The 15,338-nt window shown below is 56.4% G+C and carries 14 protein-coding genes; 4 read left to right on the forward strand and 10 right to left on the reverse strand.

Annotated elements, in window-relative coordinates; translation table 11 throughout:
- The first annotated feature begins 383 nt into the window (after nt 1–383).
- Genes HY36_RS01720 through HY36_RS01730 form a run of 3 tightly spaced genes read left to right on the forward strand, consistent with a single transcriptional unit; the run spans nt 384 to nt 3,392 of the window.
- The gene (locus HY36_RS01720; protein WP_035547395.1) at nt 384–911 is read left to right on the forward strand and encodes an ATP-dependent zinc protease; all 528 of its coding nucleotides are present in this window, start codon (nt 384–386) and stop codon (nt 909–911) included.
- Nucleotides 904–2,436 (forward strand): UUP1 family membrane protein, encoded by a 1,533-nt coding sequence (locus HY36_RS01725; protein WP_035547398.1) that lies wholly within the window; start codon nt 904–906, stop codon nt 2,434–2,436. The genes HY36_RS01720 and HY36_RS01725 overlap by 8 nt, the downstream gene beginning before the upstream one ends.
- Nucleotides 2,433–3,392, forward strand: a complete 960-nt coding sequence (locus tag HY36_RS01730; RefSeq protein WP_035547400.1) for an alpha-L-glutamate ligase-like protein — start codon at nt 2,433–2,435, stop codon at nt 3,390–3,392. The genes HY36_RS01725 and HY36_RS01730 overlap by 4 nt, the downstream gene beginning before the upstream one ends.
- Here the strand turns inward: HY36_RS01730 and HY36_RS01735 are convergent, their stop codons facing one another.
- The 8 genes from HY36_RS01735 to HY36_RS01770 form a co-directional block, all read right to left on the reverse strand.
- The gene (locus HY36_RS01735) at nt 3,393–4,124 is read right to left on the reverse strand and encodes a proteasome-type protease (protein ID WP_035547402.1); all 732 of its coding nucleotides are present in this window, start codon (nt 4,122–4,124) and stop codon (nt 3,393–3,395) included. It lies immediately after the preceding gene.
- Nucleotides 4,125–4,157: 33 nt separating this feature from the next.
- A complete protein-coding gene (locus HY36_RS01740; RefSeq protein ID WP_035547405.1) occupies nt 4,158–4,958 on the reverse strand; it encodes a transglutaminase family protein in 801 nt (266 codons plus the stop codon).
- A 4-nt stretch (nt 4,959–4,962) separates the two neighbouring features.
- A complete protein-coding gene (locus HY36_RS01745; RefSeq protein WP_035547409.1) occupies nt 4,963–5,904 on the reverse strand; it encodes an alpha-E domain-containing protein in 942 nt (313 codons plus the stop codon).
- A gap of 3 nt (nt 5,905–5,907) precedes the next feature.
- Complete coding sequence (locus HY36_RS01750; RefSeq protein WP_035547412.1) at nt 5,908–7,338, reverse strand: circularly permuted type 2 ATP-grasp protein; 1,431 nt, start codon at nt 7,336–7,338, stop codon at nt 5,908–5,910.
- Nucleotides 7,339–7,428: 90 nt separating this feature from the next.
- On the reverse strand, nt 7,429–9,195 hold the full coding sequence (locus HY36_RS01755) for a glycoside hydrolase family 15 protein (protein WP_035547415.1): 1,767 nt from the start codon (nt 9,193–9,195) through the stop codon (nt 7,429–7,431).
- Nucleotides 9,192–9,926: a trehalose-phosphatase gene (gene otsB, locus HY36_RS01760; protein ID WP_035547418.1), complete on the reverse strand. Its 735-nt coding sequence runs from the start codon at nt 9,924–9,926 to the stop codon at nt 9,192–9,194. Before otsB ends, HY36_RS01755 begins: the two co-directional genes overlap by 4 nt.
- Nucleotides 9,923–11,317 carry an alpha,alpha-trehalose-phosphate synthase (UDP-forming) gene (locus HY36_RS01765; RefSeq protein ID WP_035547420.1) on the reverse strand — a complete coding sequence of 465 codons (1,395 nt, stop codon included), beginning with the start codon at nt 11,315–11,317 and terminating at the stop codon, nt 9,923–9,925. Before HY36_RS01765 ends, otsB begins: the two co-directional genes overlap by 4 nt.
- Before the next feature lie 176 nt (nt 11,318–11,493).
- Nucleotides 11,494–13,083 carry an FMN-binding glutamate synthase family protein gene (locus HY36_RS01770; protein WP_035547423.1) on the reverse strand — a complete coding sequence of 530 codons (1,590 nt, stop codon included), beginning with the start codon at nt 13,081–13,083 and terminating at the stop codon, nt 11,494–11,496.
- 283 nt (nt 13,084–13,366) lie between these two features.
- On the opposite strand from HY36_RS01770, the gene HY36_RS01775 reads away from it, so the two are divergent.
- Complete coding sequence (locus HY36_RS01775) at nt 13,367–13,795, forward strand: DUF2853 family protein (RefSeq protein ID WP_081805978.1); 429 nt, start codon at nt 13,367–13,369, stop codon at nt 13,793–13,795.
- An 83-nt stretch (nt 13,796–13,878) separates the two neighbouring features.
- Here HY36_RS01775 and HY36_RS01780 read toward each other — a convergent pair whose 3' ends face one another.
- Both HY36_RS01780 and HY36_RS01785 read right to left on the reverse strand, forming a co-directional pair.
- A complete protein-coding gene (locus tag HY36_RS01780; protein ID WP_035547425.1) occupies nt 13,879–15,015 on the reverse strand; it encodes an acyl-CoA dehydrogenase family protein in 1,137 nt (378 codons plus the stop codon).
- On the reverse strand, nt 15,012–15,335 hold the full coding sequence (locus HY36_RS01785) for a hypothetical protein (RefSeq protein WP_035547429.1): 324 nt from the start codon (nt 15,333–15,335) through the stop codon (nt 15,012–15,014). Before HY36_RS01785 ends, HY36_RS01780 begins: the two co-directional genes overlap by 4 nt.
- Nucleotides 15,336–15,338: the final 3 nt, after the last annotated feature.

The raw sequence follows: 15,338 nt of genomic DNA on the forward strand, positions 1-15,338 counted from the left end.
GAACCACTCCCCAGCGTCTTACAGTCTCCGAGACAGCCGAAGCTCTCTCCCTCCGACGTTCATTCTATAGCAGCAATTACAGAACGCAACCTGAAATAGAGTTTTTTTAAAATTCTATTCTTGGTTAATTTTTGTGGGGTGATACACGCAGAAGGTGCAGTTTATTGACATGCAAGACCGGGGCCACAGTCGATCCTCGTATTCACCATAGAAATGACACGAAATCAGGTTTTTGAGGCAAAAATGGGCGTCGTCAGGGAACTTATCAGTCTGTACCACGTCCCCAATTGGGACGCCGAAGTGATCCGAACGCTATCGCCTTCACCGCTCGCATGGTAGGTGAGCAGAGGACTGCCTCGATTAAGGCAAAGGGACAAATTCACGTGAAGTATTTCAGATCTATCGTGGCCGCGATGGCCCTTCTGTCATTGCCCGCAATGTCAGCCTCCGCTGACAGCAGCGACCGGACCGACGACCCGGTAACCATGGGCTATGTCGAGAACGTATATGTCGGAAAACTTGGCCTTGAGATGAAAGGCAAGCTGGATACGGGTGCCGATTCCAGCTCGGTGTTTGCACGCGATGTTCACATCTACAACAAATCCGGCAAGGACGACTGGGTTCGCTTCCGGCTTGTCGGCAAGAATGGGCGCACCGTCCGATACGATCAGAATGTTCGGCGTTTCGCGCTTATCAAATTGAAAAAGGGCGGAACCATCAGACGCCCTGTGATTCACTTACCGCTATGCATCGGCGGCGTAAGCGGCCTGGCGGAAGTCAATCTGGCTGACCGGGAAGAATTCGAATACGATTTCCTTGTAGGACGCGAATTCATGGCGTCCCGTGTGCTTGTCGATTCCGCCTCGACGTTCATTGCTCCTGGCAGCTGCGAAACAGAAGACCGTGAATAGCTTTACCCATACCCGATTACTTGCCCTGGTTCTGGCCGCCATTGGCCTTGGCATCTTCGCGACGAAAGTGCTTCAGCACGATTATCCGCTGACCCCCGGCCTGCAGACCACAACTTGGGATTTCGAGATCTATCTCGACTTCGACACGAGCAACCAGCCAGTTCGGCTGGAAACCTTTGTTCCCTCGAACAGCGAAAATCGCCGCGTATCGCAGGAACAGTTCTACAACGGTGCTTTCGGATTGAGGCTGAATGGCCGCAATGATGAGGGTCGGACCGCCATCTGGACGTATCGTTATCCGAATGACCGGAAGGTGCTTCGATACCGTGCGCGCCTGCTCGGTGAGACTGTTGAAAGCCCCCTTCCCGACGACATGCGCCGAAAACTGCGCCGCGCCGCGCCTGAGGCAGAAAATGACCTTGAGCGACAGGCTTTCCTGGTGTGGTCCACGGACTTGCGCCGGCGCTCAGCCGATGACGAGTCTCTCGCAGATCTCGTTCTGGAAGAGATCTTCGTGGACGGGGATGTCGATGAAGTCGACGCCCTGCTATCGCCAGCCCTGCCGCGCCCAATCGCACGCCTTGCGCTTGCCCGCGATGTCTTGACCAGTCAGGGTATCCCTGCCCGCGTGGCGAATGGCGTATTCCTGGATTCTGCGCGCCGCCGGGCAGAAATCCGGCATTGGCTCGAATATCATGCGGATGGCGTTGACCGCCGTTACTTCCCAGGTCCGGATCCGCAGGAATTCTTCACGATCTGGCATGGCACCAAGGATTTCATCCGAGCGGAAGGCATCTCCGATCTCGACCTGCAAGTCAGCATCCAGCCCGTCAATGCCGCTGTCGCGGATGTGGTGCAACGTGTCGCCAAGGACGAAGGCTCGGCGATGCAATGGTTCTCGTTCAATCGCCTGCCGATCACCACGCAACTTGTCTATCAGGTTCTGGTGACCATTCCGGTGGGCATTCTGATGTTGGTCTTCCTCCGCCAGTTCATTGGCCTCCAGACCCTCGGCACATTCATGCCTGTCCTGATCGGCATTGCGTTCCGCGAAACGGCGCTCGTCAACGGAGTCATCCTGTTCACGGCGCTCATCGCGCTGGGACTCGCCGTGCGTTTCTATCTGGAAAAGTTGAAGTTGCTGCTGGTCCCACGATTGGCGACCGTTGTCGTGTTTATTGTTATCTGTATGGCCGTTATCGCGCAGATCATGAACAATAGCGGCCAGCGCATCGGCCTTTCAATATCGCTGTTCCCAATGGTCATTCTGACGATGACGATCGAGCGCATGTCGATTGCCTGGGAAGAATACTCGGCCACCGAAGCCATCAAGCAAGGCATCGGCAGCCTGATGGTCGCTGCGGCGTCTTACCTCGTCATGACCAACACGCATGTCGAGTATCTGATGTTCAACTTCCCTGAACTGCTTCTCGTGATCATGGCGATCTGCCTGCTGATGGGTAAATATACCGGATTGCGCCTCAGTGAACTGATCCGGTTCCGCGAGTTGGACACACGCAAATGATCGGACGGTATCGGGCTCTACGGAAGGCTGGGCTGCTCGGCATCAACGAGCGCAATGTCCGCCTCGTGAATGAGCTCAACCCGCGGCGACTGATCCGTCTGGTAGACGACAAGCGCGAGACCAAACGTCTCGCCAACGCGGCAAACATCCCCACGCCGGAGCTTTATGGCGTGATCGCCAACCCGTTCCATATGCGCCATCTGGAGTCTTATCTGGACAAGCCTGATGGTGTGGTTATCAAGCCTGCCAACGGCTCTCAGGGGAACGGGATACAGGTGTTGATGGAGCCGATGCGGGGCGGTTGGCGCCGGTCGAACGGCCAGCGCGCCCTTCTGGAAGACATCCGCTTCCACGTGAACAATATCCTGTCTGGCATGTATAGCCTCAGCGGCCAGCCGGACGTGGCCATGTTCGAGTATCGGGTAAAATTCGACGAAATCTTCAATCCGATCTCATTCGGCGGTGTGCCAGACATCCGCATCATTGTCGTGCGCGGCATTCCTGCCGTTGCGATGGTGCGCCTGCCAACCGCAGAGTCGGATGGCAAAGCGAACCTGCACAAGGGTGGCGTGGGCGTTGGACTGGATCTGGTCACAGGCAAGACGCTGAGCGGTATGCAGAACGGCAAGACCACAGACATACATCCTGATACCGCGAACCCGCTGCGTAATTTCTCGGTTCCGCATTGGGATACGATGCTGGAAATGGCCTCGAAGGCGTACGATGTGACGGGGCTCGGTTATCTCGGCGCAGACATTGTTCTGGACAAGACAAAGGGACCGCTTCTTCTGGAGCTGAATGCACGGCCGGGGCTCGCCATTCAGATTGCGAACCGGATCGGCATTCGCCCACTACTCAAGGCGACACTGGAAGCAGATACCGAAGGATTGGATGCACTCGGTCGGGTAGAGCTTGCCCGCAAGCTGTACCGAAGCCATGTGCCCGAACCGATCTGATCAGAATTCGTAGTCAGGCAATGAATTGAAGGCGAGCTTCAATGCGTCGCCCCATTTCGAAGAGATCGTCGAGAAGTAAGGATCGTTCTCCTCGACCCGCCGCTTCTGAGCGACCTTGCAGGTATCCAACTCAATGGTTTGCAGGTCGAGCGGCATACCCACGGACAGATTGGCCTTCAGCGTCGAGTCGAACGAGACGTATAGCAGCTTCACGGCCTCTTCGAATGTCATGTCGGGACTGAAAGCCCTCAAAATGATTGGACGACCATATTTGGTTTCCCCGATCTGGAAGAAAGGGGTCTCGTCACTCGCTTCGATGAAGTTCCCTTCAGGGTATACGAGGAACAACCTTGGCTCCATGCCAGCGATCTGACCACCCACGATAAGCGTAGCGCCAAAGGCTGCCTCCGATTCCGGGCCGCCATCCCCTTGGGTGCGGATCACCTCTTTCAGCGTGTCGCCCACCAATTTTGCGACCTGGAACATGGTATCCGCCGCCATGATGCTGGGATTACGTTCTTCCGGGGCTTTCAGTCGCTCATCAAGCAGGCTGATGACGGCTTGTGTTGTCGCAAGGTTTCCAGCCGTCATGACGGTGATCACGCGGCTACCCGGCTTCTCCCAAGTGAACATCTTCTGAAATTTCGAGATATTGTCGATGCCCGCATTTGTGCGGGTATCCGACATGAAGATAAGTCCCCGGTTCAACCGAAGCGCAACGCAATACGTCACTGGGTGATTCTCCGATACAAAAGCTCTCGCAATCTACTGCTGCACTTGAATGGATACTACCAGGTTTTCAGCGCCTGCCCCGTACACCATGCCGCGGATCGGCGCAGCGTCCCGATAGTCCAGGCCGGTCGCAACCTGAATGTAGCGCGCGTCTGGGCAGATGCCATTGGACACATCGAACCCTGTCCATCCGAGGCCATCCACCCACGCCTCCGCCCACGCATGACCCGCGTCCTGATCAATGCGGTCTGTCATCATCAGATAGCCGCTGACATATCGCGTCGGAAACCCCAAAAGCCGCGCAACTGAGATGAAAATGTGCGCATGATCCTGACACACCCCTTGGCCCTTCTGCAGCGCTTCTTCAGCTGTGGTCTCGGAATCGGTTTCGTTGGTTTGATAAGCCACATGAGTGGCAATTTCGGCCATTACCTCATGCAGCACGCCCACATCCTGTGCGGTGTTGCTACCGAACTTTCCCGCAAGCGCCCGCAATCCTTTTGCAGGTGCCGTCAATCCTGTCGGACGCTTGTAGAGCCAAAGCGGCACGAGCTGGCGATGCCCACCCATCATGCCGGACATGTCGTGCGTTTCCACCTCACCTTTCACGCTGACGGTCACGCTCGAAGCGTCTGGATCCACCTGGACCAGGTCGACAAGATTCCCGTGATGATCTGTGTAGCTGGTCTCCAGACGCGCCCCATCAATAGACAGATCCCATGACAGGATCGATTGCGAGGGCAAACTGACAGGACGTTTACGAACCTGTTGGAGAGCGTACGATACGCCTGTCTCATAGGTGTAGGTCGATGTGTGATCTACTGTCAGCCTCATCCCATCACTCCGCAAACCTGTAGTCTCGTTCGATCTGGGTTGATAATGCAGCGTTGCGACCGAGAAAGTCCGTCAGGAACTCATGCAGGCCGCTATCAAACACGCTGTCTACATTCGTCGCGGCCAGACTTGCTTCCAGAGACGTTGCCAGATCGTGGGCCATGACGCGTTGGCCGTACTGCCGAAACAGACAGTCGAGCTCATGCGTGATCGTCTGGTAGCAATAGGCCAGAGAGCGCGGCATGCGCGTGTCAAAAACAAGAAAGTCAGCGATGGAGCGCGGCGTAACACTGCCGCCATTCAGCCAATGAAATGAACGCTGCGCAGAGGCAGACCGCAAGATCATCTCCCACTGAACATTGTCGAGGGGAGAGCCGACAGACGCACTGGTCGGCAGGAGGACATAGTACTTGGTATCAAGGATACGCGCCGTGTTGTCGGCTCGTTCGCACATGATGCCGAGAATGACGAAATTATAGATGTCGTTGCGAAGCATCGTGCCGGTTGTCGCGCCGCGAACTTGCGCACCTTGCTGCCGGATCATGGTGAGGATTTCAGGCAAATCAGTTTCCGAGGGGGGCCGCTTGAGCGCATCTCTCAACGTCATCCAGAAATCATTAATCGCCTCCCACATTTCCCGCGTCAGGGCTGTGCGGGTCATACGGGCATTTTCACGGGCAGCGTGAAGGGTCGACAATACACTGGAGGGGTTTGATCGGTCACGGAGCGCAAAGTCTGCCACCTTGGCCCCATCAATCATATCATGTCGCGCACGATAGGTGTCATGGCAACCGGCCGTGACCAGAACAGATCGCCACTCCTCTTCCCCTGGCTGCGATCGGGTCAGCGCCATGCGGAAACCAGCCTCCACTAGGCGACTGGTATTCTCGGCGCGCTCCAGAAGGCGGGCCATCCAGAACAGACCAGATGCAGTGCGTCCGAGCATCTCCTAGCCTTCCTTCAAAACCCAGGTGTCCTTGGTGCCACCACCCTGGCTCGAATTGACAACGAGTGAACCCTTTTTCATGGCCACCCGTGTCAGACCGCCGGGCGTCACATCAACACCGTCTGGCGACACCAGAACGAAAGGACGCAGATCTACATGGCGGGGCGACAATCCGGCCTTGGTCAGGATAGGTACCGTGGACAGCGCAAGCGTCGGCTGCGCGATATAGTTCGCTGGCTTCGCAGTCAGCTTTCTTCGGAAAGCTGCGATCTCTCGCTTGCTTGCGGCTGGCCCGACCAACATGCCATAGCCGCCTGATCCGTGCACTTCCTTCACCACCAATTCTTCCAGATGCTCCAGCACATAGGCCAGCGCATCCGGTTCAGCACATCGCCAGGTTGGAACGTTCTTCAGGAGCGGCGCCTGCCCTGTATAGAACTCGACGATTTCCGGCATGTAGGAATAGATCGCCTTGTCATCCGAAATGCCGGTACCCGGCGCGTTCGCAATGGTGATCCCGCCTGCGCGGTAGACGTCGAATATTCCAGCGACACCCAGCATGGAGTCCGGTCTGAAATTCAAGGGATCCAGAAAGTCGTCATCCACGCGGCGATAGAGTACGTCAATTGGCTCGTAACCTTGCGTCGTCCGCATCGCGACCCGCCCGTCCACCACGCGCAGATCGTGGCCTTCAACAAGTTCGACACCCATCTGGTCGGCAAGGAAAGCGTGCTCAAAGTAAGCCGAGTTGTGAATGCCGGGCGTCAGTACGGCCACAGTGGGCCTGTCGGCTGACGATTGCGGCGCGGACCTTTCCAGGGATCGGCGAAGGGCCATAGGATACCCGGAGACACGCTGCACAGGCACTTGCGCGAATAGCTCGGGAAACATTTTCAACATCGTTTCCCGGTTTTCCAGCATGTAGGAAACGCCAGATGGTGTCCGCGCATTATCCTCAAGCACGAAGAATTCGTTTGGTCCTGTTCTGACAAGATCTATGCCAACTATGTGCGTGTAGATCCCGCCCGGCGGATCGAAACCGATCATCTTGGGCAGGAATGCATCATTCTCGCGGATCAAGTGTTCGGGCAAACGGCCCGCGCGAATGATCTCCTGTCGATGATAGATGTCGTAAAGAAATGCATTGATAGCGCGGACCCGCTGTTCAATGCCGCGAACCAGCAAAGCCCACTCACTGGCCCCAATAATACGCGGCACCAGATCAAACGGAATCAGCCGTTCATCGGCTTCAACATCACCGTAAACATTGAACGTAATGCCGGTGCGACGGAAAAAGGTGCGCGCTTCCCGCGATTTCTTCAGCAGTGCAGACGGCGTCGCGCCTTCAAACCAGGAGGAATAGCGGGCGTACGGCGACCGTACCGCTTCCCCGAAGCCATGCATTTCATCAAAGACGTCGTCACTCTCACCCATGATTTCAGCAACGCACAGTCGCTGAATCAGTTCAACAAACTCAGTTCCGGCCGCTCAGCATCGAACCGAGTTCGCTAAAACTGTGCAGGTTTATGTGACTGCTGCCCAAGGCTTGCTCAGCAGTGCCGCAGAATTGATGATTCCGACCATGCAATAGGTTTGTGGGAAGTTCCCCCAGAGTTCACCGGTCTCCGTATCCACGTCTTCAGACAAGAGGCCCAGATGGTTGCGGGTGGCCAGTACAGTCTCAAACATGCGCCGTGCCTCTTCGACTCGGCCGACGCGATACAGCGCGTCAATGAACCAGAACGTGCAGGCCGTAAAAGCGGTCTTCGGTTTCCCGAAATCGTCCTCAACCTTGTAACGGTACACATGATCGCCCATGCGCAAATCCCGGTCCACTGCATCGACTGTGGCGACATAGCGCTCGTCCGTGGCGGGCAGGAATCCGATCTCCGCCATCAGCAGGACAGACGCGTCCAGATCCGTACCGCCGAACGCGGCCGTGAAAGCTTTGACGTCATCATTCCAGGCTTTGTCCAAAATGGTCGCATGAATTATGTCTGCGCGCTCTCTCCAATAGGCAGCGCGACTTTCAAGTCCGAGCCTGTCAGCGATCAGCGAGAGGCGATCACAGGCGGCCCAGCACATGATCGCGGAAGATGTATGCACATGAGCGATGGTTCGGAATTCCCAGATGCCTGCATCCGGTGTGTCGTAAACGGCAAACGCCCGTTCGCCCACCGGCTCCAATTGTTCGAACTCCGCAATACCGGGCTGAGCGAGCAGTCTGTGGTCGAAGAAAGATTGTGCAACGCCCAACACAACCTGACCGTACACATCGTGCTGAATGTGCTCCGCAGCCTGGTTGCCACGCCGGACCGGACCTGAGTCCCTGAATCCCGGCAAGTGAGGCGCGACGTCTTCCGTGAGGTCCGCTTCAAGGCCGATTCCGTAAACAGGCTGAATATGTCCACCCTTCGAATGGGCAACAATATTCCTCACCCATCTCATATAATGTTCCAAAGTGCCCATTCCGGACAGTCGGTTAAGCGCGGTCACAGTAAAGTACGCATCACGAATCCAGCAGAAGCGATAGTCCCAGTTGCGGGAAGATCCTTCATGCTCAGGAACGGACGTTGTCAACGCGGCAACAATTCCGCCTGTTTCCTCAAACACGCACAGCTTGAGCGTGATGGCAGCGCGGATAACTTCATCCTGCCACTCAAATGGAATGGCGAGGCTTCGCGCCCATTTCGCCCAGTATTGGCGCGTACGTTCTTCCCAATCACGGGCAATGACGCCAGGAGAATCCGTCAGGGATTCATCAGCCCCCAGAATAAAGGTCACATCCTTATCCAGAATAAAGCTGGTTTCTGTCAGAATGTAGGAAACCGGCGCATCAGTCGTCACCCGGAATGACAATTCCTCATCGACGAAGCGCACATGATTGACACCTCGAATTGGCTTCAAGCGGCGTCCGCCCCAATCCGTTTCCGGTGTGAGGGAAATCTTCAGCTGCGGCGCGCCCGAGATTACCTCGAAACGCCGGACCAGGCTCGCGGGCCGAAAAGTGCGCCCCTTATGCTGAAAGCGCGGAGCAAAGTCGACAATCTCGAGAATTGCTCCGTCTTCAGCCTCCATTCGCGTGCGCAGTATAGCCGTGTTGCGATCATAGGTCTGGGAGCGCTTGGTCAAGCCCTCCATCCAGACGGTGAACGTTCCGCCGCCACCCAACAGCTTGTTGAACACAGGCTCACCATCAAATCGCGGAAGGCAGAACCATTCATAGTCTCCGCGCGAATTGATCAGGCCGGCAACAGTCCCGTTTCCGACAACTCCAAGATCCAGGCTCATAAATCTCCCAACATCTCTTTCAGGTAATTTTCGACATCCTTATGGGACGTCAGCCGATACTCTGCAGCGCTGGCCCCTTCTCCAACTTTGACAGACCATCCACCCAGACGATTGGCGACAAGAATGGCGTCTTCATCTGTCTTGTCGTCCCCAATCATAACGGGAACCCGCCCTTCGAAGGGAAATGCGCGCATCGCCTTCTCGAGACAGACACCCTTATTCGCCCCGCTCGGCTTCGCCTCAAGCACCATCTTTCCGGATTGCAGCGCGTAGTCGGAATACTCTGCAAGAGCGCTTTCCAATTGCAAGGCCAACTGCTCACCCTTGTCGGGCGCTGCGCGATAGTGCACAGCCAGAACAGGCCCCTTCTTCTCCAGCCGCACCCCGTCAAAAGCGCTGATCACAGATTGAAGCCGACAGATGAGCCCATCAGGAGCCTCCGTCACCGTGTCCGCCATCCTCTCTCCCGGAGCGGCGGAGCGAAGGCCATGATTTCCAAAACGCCACAAGGCATTCGGGACGCGCCTAGACAGATCCGTCAGGTCGCGTCCAGACAGGATGGCGAGCGCACCGTTCAGCTTCTCAGATAACTGAATCAACACGTCATCCATGCCCGGCGCCAGAAATACGGCATCCGGATCATCCTGAAGCGGTGATAATGTGCCGTCGAAATCAAGGAACAATGCGACCGTGTTTTCCAGCCTGGGAGGAGAGACGTCCGGCTGGCTCATGCCGGAACCTGCTCGAAGGCGGTCATGAAGCGGCTTCGCCACCAGCCGATGTCTTGTTCGGAAATGTTGTCGTAGAGCTTTTGCCAGCGTTCCCGCCGTTCCTCGCGCGGCATTTCAATCGCCTGCTTCACGGCTTCGGCGATCGCCGAACTGTCATAAGGATTGATAATCAAAGCCTCCTTCATTTGCTCCGCTGCGCCGGCAAACTGAGACAAGATCAACACGCCGGGGTCTTCAGGGTCTTGCGCGGCGACAAACTCCTTGGCGACCAAGTTCATACCATCCTGCAAAGGCGTCACAAGGCACGCCGTGGCAAGTCTATATAGACCGGCAATCTCCTCGCGATCATATCCGCGTGCGAGATACCTGATCGGCATCCAGTCGAGATCACCATAGTCTCCATTGATGCGCCCGGACAGGGCATCCAGCTGTTCGCGAAGCTGCGCATATTCTTCTACAACGGAGCGCGATGGCGGCGCGATCTGCGTGAACGAGATCTTGCCGTGCAGCTCGGGATATCTGTCGAACAGATCCGCCATGCCTTCGAAACGCTGTGGCAATCCCTTGGAGTAATCCATTCGGTCGACACCGATGACCAGATCCCGCTCTCCAAGAAACCGGGACAGGCGGCTTGCGGCGCGCGTTGCTGGTTCGTCCTGCGCTGTCTGCGCAAATGACTTGCTGTCGATGCCGATCGGACAATGCAGCAAATGCACAATACGACCTTCAACCAGGAACTTGCCATCTGGCTGTTCCTCGGCGCCGAATTCCTCTTCCAGATACTGCGCCAGATTGGCCAGATCTTTCCGGCATTGCAGGCCGACAACATCATAAGCGCACAGGCCTTTCGCAAGCTTGCGATGCTCCGGAATAGCGCGAAAGACTTCTGGAGAGGGGAATGGAATATGCAGGAAGAAACCGCAGCGTCCTGTCCATCCTTCTTCCCGCAATATACCGCCCAAAAGCAGGAAGTGGTAATCGTGCACCCAGATCAAGTCGTCCTCTGTCGCCTGACGTCGCACAATGTCGGAAAATTTCTCGTTGATCTCCACATAATAGCGAAAGAACGAAGAATCGAAGACGGCAAGATCGATACGATTGTGCATCACTGGCCACAGCACGCTGTTTGAATAGCCCAGGTAAAACCCATCGAACTGATCGCGGGAATAGTCCGTCAGGGCAAACTCCACGCCATCCTCGCTGGATTTGCGGGCGCGATTGCTGGGAAAGTCCAGAATGCGACCGCTCCAGCCGATCCAGAGTCCTCGTGTATCGGCAAGCGAGTCCCACAAAGCCACAGCGAGCCCACCGGCGCGGCTTTCCTGCCCCGCAGCGGTCCTGTTCGAAATCGCAATCAGTCGACTACGCTTTGGCGTCTCAGTTTCAGTCATTGCCCATCCTGTCCCACTTGGTCTAACCCGCGTCCAGCCATGACCAAAGCGCGCGGCCAAAGACTGGATGCGGAAACCATCATGCTGCCCGCTTTCTATGCACTAGCACAGAACCGGATGAAACAAGGCTGGTTCCGGTGAAACTGTGATGCGGCCGCCCCCTTCTCGTATTCCCGCTAAATTGCTGGGTGGAAACTTGCCGCCTGTGCCATGCGCCATTCCTCAGCCAATTGGGTCTCATCAGGCGCATCCAGCAATTGCCCGTTGGAGATCAGTTGGTAGGCTCGTTCGGCGGTATAGGAGATGTCTTCAGTGACCCTGTGCATCACATGGCGAGGCGTCAGCTCAGAAGGATGCGCGCACCCTGCGGCACCGACGACTTCCATCAGCGCCTTTACCGTATTGTGATGAAAATTCCTGACGCGGATCGCCTTGTCTTCGACGACCAGACCACGCTGGCGTGACATGTTCGATGTCGCAATGCCCGTCGGGCACGTATTGTTGTGACAATTGAGGGACTGGATACAGCCAAGCGCAAACATGAAGCCACGCGCTGTGTTCACCCAATCTGCGCCAAGTGCCAGAGACGAGGCCATTGAGAACGCGCTGATCTGCTTGCCCGAACATGCAAGGCGAACCTCATCCTTCAGCCCCGTTCCAACCAAGGCGTTACGCGTCAGAACGAGTGCCTGACGCAAGGGGGCGCCAACATGGTCTAGAAACTCCGCAGGCGCAGCGCCGGTCCCACCTTCGCCGCCGTCAACAACCATGAAGTCAACGCGCAGACCTGTTTCCAGCATCGCCTTGCAGATCGCCAGGGTTTCCCACCGGTTGCCGACTGCGAACTTGATACCAACAGGCTTGCCACCTGACAGATCACGCAATCTGGCAACAAACTCCAGCATCTCGATGGGCGTCGAGAAAGAAGAATGCGAAGGCGGAGAGATGCAAGTCTGCCCGATTTCAATGCCGCGCGCTTCTGCGATTTCCGCAGTCACCTTCTCGCCCGGCAACACGCCGCCATGCCCTGGCTTGGCACCCTGGCTCAGCTTCACCTCGATCATCTTGATTTGGGGGTCTGCGGAAGTTTCGGCGAACTTGGCAGCATCAAAGCTTCCATCAGATGCGCGACACCCGAAATAGCCAGACCCAAGCTCCCAGACCAAGTCACCGCCTCCCTGTCGGTGATAGCGCGAGACACCCCCTTCCCCCGTGTCGTGATAGAACCCCCCAAGTGCGGCGCCTTTTGAAAGGGCTGAGATAGCGTGCGCTCCCAGAGACCCGAAACTCATGGCGGAGATATTGAAGACACTTGTCGAATAAGGCTGGGACGTGCCAGGCGCGCCCACCATCACGCGCGGGTCGCTCTCGGTGGGATGTTGTGCGGCGATAGAGTGCGCCAGCCATTCATAGGGCGGCTTGTCCATATCCAGATGACTGCCAAACGGCTCCACCGAAGATACATTCTTTGCTCGGCGGTACACCATCGCCCGATCTTCCAGATTAAATGGACGACCTTCTGTTTCGCTCTCGACAATGTAGGCACGCAGAAAGGGCTGAAGCTCCTCCGCCACCCAACGGATCCGCGCCACCAATGGATAGTTTCGCCAAAGACTGTGCTTGCGCTGGAAGACGTCATACAGGCCAGTCAGCGCAAATAGTGCAAGCACGGCAGCTGCGTACAGCAGCCATGGCTGCAGTCTCCAAAACACAAGACACCCGACAAGCAGGAGTACGATAGTGATCCACGGCAAGTATCGGAACATGTCAGCCCTCATCTCATGTCTGGTTTGCACTCAAGATGTGTACTCCCAATCCGCACAGGTCAATCAATGTAGTTCACGCCCTTAACGAAACGTGCGATCAGCAACCCAACCGCCATTTTGTCCGTATACTTCATGTTGCTGAGAATCGTTTCACTACCGAAAAGGGGTTGGCAGGCTGTGGAAAAACAGTTCAGTGTCCATTTCACGTTTCAAACTGATTCGTATTGTGAGCTGCGTAAATTCAAACACGCCCGTTCGTCGGGCCCATTGAGGAGAAACTCCCATGGCAAAAGCAACCAAAGCCAAGAAAGCCGCGGCGCCGAAGAAAGCCGCTGCACCAACTGCAACAAAAGCCGCCAAGGCACCTTCTCCGAAAGAAGTGCTGATGGAGAAGTATGTCACGGACCTGAAAGACAAGGTTGGTGAAAAACGCTCCGACATGGATCTTCTGAATGCCGCCGTGAAAGCTTGTGGGCCAACAATCTACAAGGCCGACTCTGCGACAGTCGCTGCGTCCGACAAGGAAGAACTGGCCCGCATCAAGAAAGGCTTCATTGCAAAGAAGCTTGGTGTAACTGACGATGCGAAAGCAGACGCAGCCATTGCCGACGCCGTTGCGAAGTACGGAAAGTCCGTTCGCGCAAAACATCGTCCAGTCATGTACTACCTGATTGCCAAAGCTCTGAAGAAGGGATCGGTCCTGAAGGGCTAAGCCAGCGTCTCTTGCGAGATAAAAGTAAAGCCGGGAAGGATCAGACCTTCCCGGCTTTTTTTTCATTCAGTGTTTCCGAACCGCTAGTAGCCTGCTAGGCGCGCGTAGCGATCGCGGTGCCAGCTGGCAGACCCGAACATGGCTTCCTGCACACGAGCACGTTTCATGTAGAGGCCCGGATCAGCATCATCCGTCATGCCGATACCGCCATGCATCTGCACGCACTCATTGGACACCAGATGCACCAGTTCGCTCGCCTTTGCTTTTGCGAGACTTGCAAGTTCGGCGACATTGTCCTTGCCCTCATCAACGGCAGCAAGCGCAGCTGCCACGCAAGAGCGTGTCAGTTCCAATTCGGTGAACATCTTTGCGGCGCGGTGCTGCAGAGCCTGGAACGATCCAATCAACTGGCCGAACTGTTTGCGGCTGTTCAGGTATTCCAGCGTCATGTCGAATGCCGCTTGCGCACTGCCAAGCATTTCTGCCGCCTGTCCCATGGCCGCCCGATCAAGAACTGGCTCCAGCACATCGGCGCCTTTATCCACTGCGCCTATGATTGCACTGTCCGGAACGATCACATCTTCCAGCGTGATATGAGCCGCGCCATGCGAATCGACGGAGTTCAGCGCCTGAACTGACACGCCTTTGGCATCGGCTGGCACAAGGAACAGCGTAAGTCCGTGCCTATCGCCCGCCTCGCCATAAGTGCGGGCCACCACGATCAGCATGTCAGCATGATGCGCATCGGCAACGAAACGCTTCATGCCATTCAGCGTGTAGCCCTGACCATTACGCTCAGCTTCCGTTGCAACACCGAGTGGATTGAAGTGCGCGGTTTCGTCAAGCGCCAGCGCAAATGTCGCGTCTCCGCCAGCAATCTTTGGCAGCCATTCAGCCTGTTGTTCCGCACTGCCACCCAACTGCAACGCACTGGCCGCGATCAATGCGGTTTGAAGCACGGGTGTAGCAGCCAAAGTCCGCCCCTGCGCTTCCAGGATCTGACCCAGGCCGACAAGCCCGAAATGCTCACCGCCTGGCTCATCCGGAATAATCACACCGAAGAAGCCAAGTTCGGCCAGCTTCTGGCGTGTGTCCGGGTCTACACCATTTGCCCCACTATCACGCAGTTTGCGCAGGCGCGTCACTGGCAGTTCATCGCGCGCAAATGCCATTGCGGTATCCCGCAGCATTTCCTGGTCTTCCGTCAAAAGGAATGTCATCTGAATATCTCCGAAGCCTTGCGTTTGTCCCTGGTGTTCTTTGCAACACGCCGCACGTTTTCCGCTTCGCGCCCAACCAGCAGTCCGGCCAGCCCGGCCGTACTCCAGAGAGCGCTGGCAGCGAGTGCCAGCCTGATGCTTGTCAATTCGAGGCGCGCCGCCTCCATACCAGCCCACACATAAAGTGCGGCAAGTGTGGACAGCAGCGCGAACATCCACACAGCCGACTGCACCAGCCAACGCCCACGGAAGAACGGAGCCAGGACTCCGGCCATGAACGGTGTGCCGAGAAACAGAAGGATGATCTGCGTAGACGACATGGG

This window comes from Hyphomonas atlantica corrig., from assembly GCF_000682715.1.
Classification (GTDB): Bacteria; Pseudomonadota; Alphaproteobacteria; order Caulobacterales; family Hyphomonadaceae; genus Hyphomonas; species Hyphomonas atlantica.

Coding starts and splice junctions, on each gene's coding strand:
- HY36_RS01730 (WP_035547400.1), top strand. CDS start 2,433: ATGATCGGACGGTATCGGGCTCTACGGAAGGCTGGGCTGCTCGGCATC.
- HY36_RS01740 (WP_035547405.1), bottom strand. CDS start 4,958: ATGAGGCTGACAGTAGATCACACATCGACCTACACCTATGAGACAGGC.
- HY36_RS01745 (WP_035547409.1), bottom strand. CDS start 5,904: ATGCTCGGACGCACTGCATCTGGTCTGTTCTGGATGGCCCGCCTTCTG.
- HY36_RS01750 (WP_035547412.1), bottom strand. CDS start 7,338: ATGGGTGAGAGTGACGACGTCTTTGATGAAATGCATGGCTTCGGGGAA.
- HY36_RS01755 (WP_035547415.1), bottom strand. CDS start 9,195: ATGAGCCTGGATCTTGGAGTTGTCGGAAACGGGACTGTTGCCGGCCTG.
- otsB (WP_035547418.1), bottom strand. CDS start 9,926: ATGAGCCAGCCGGACGTCTCTCCTCCCAGGCTGGAAAACACGGTCGCA.
- HY36_RS01765 (WP_035547420.1), bottom strand. CDS start 11,317: ATGACTGAAACTGAGACGCCAAAGCGTAGTCGACTGATTGCGATTTCG.
- HY36_RS01770 (WP_035547423.1), bottom strand. CDS start 13,083: ATGTTCCGATACTTGCCGTGGATCACTATCGTACTCCTGCTTGTCGGG.
- HY36_RS01775 (WP_081805978.1), top strand. CDS start 13,367: ATGGCAAAAGCAACCAAAGCCAAGAAAGCCGCGGCGCCGAAGAAAGCC.
- HY36_RS01780 (WP_035547425.1), bottom strand. CDS start 15,015: ATGACATTCCTTTTGACGGAAGACCAGGAAATGCTGCGGGATACCGCA.
- HY36_RS01785 (WP_035547429.1), bottom strand. CDS start 15,335: ATGTCGTCTACGCAGATCATCCTTCTGTTTCTCGGCACACCGTTCATG.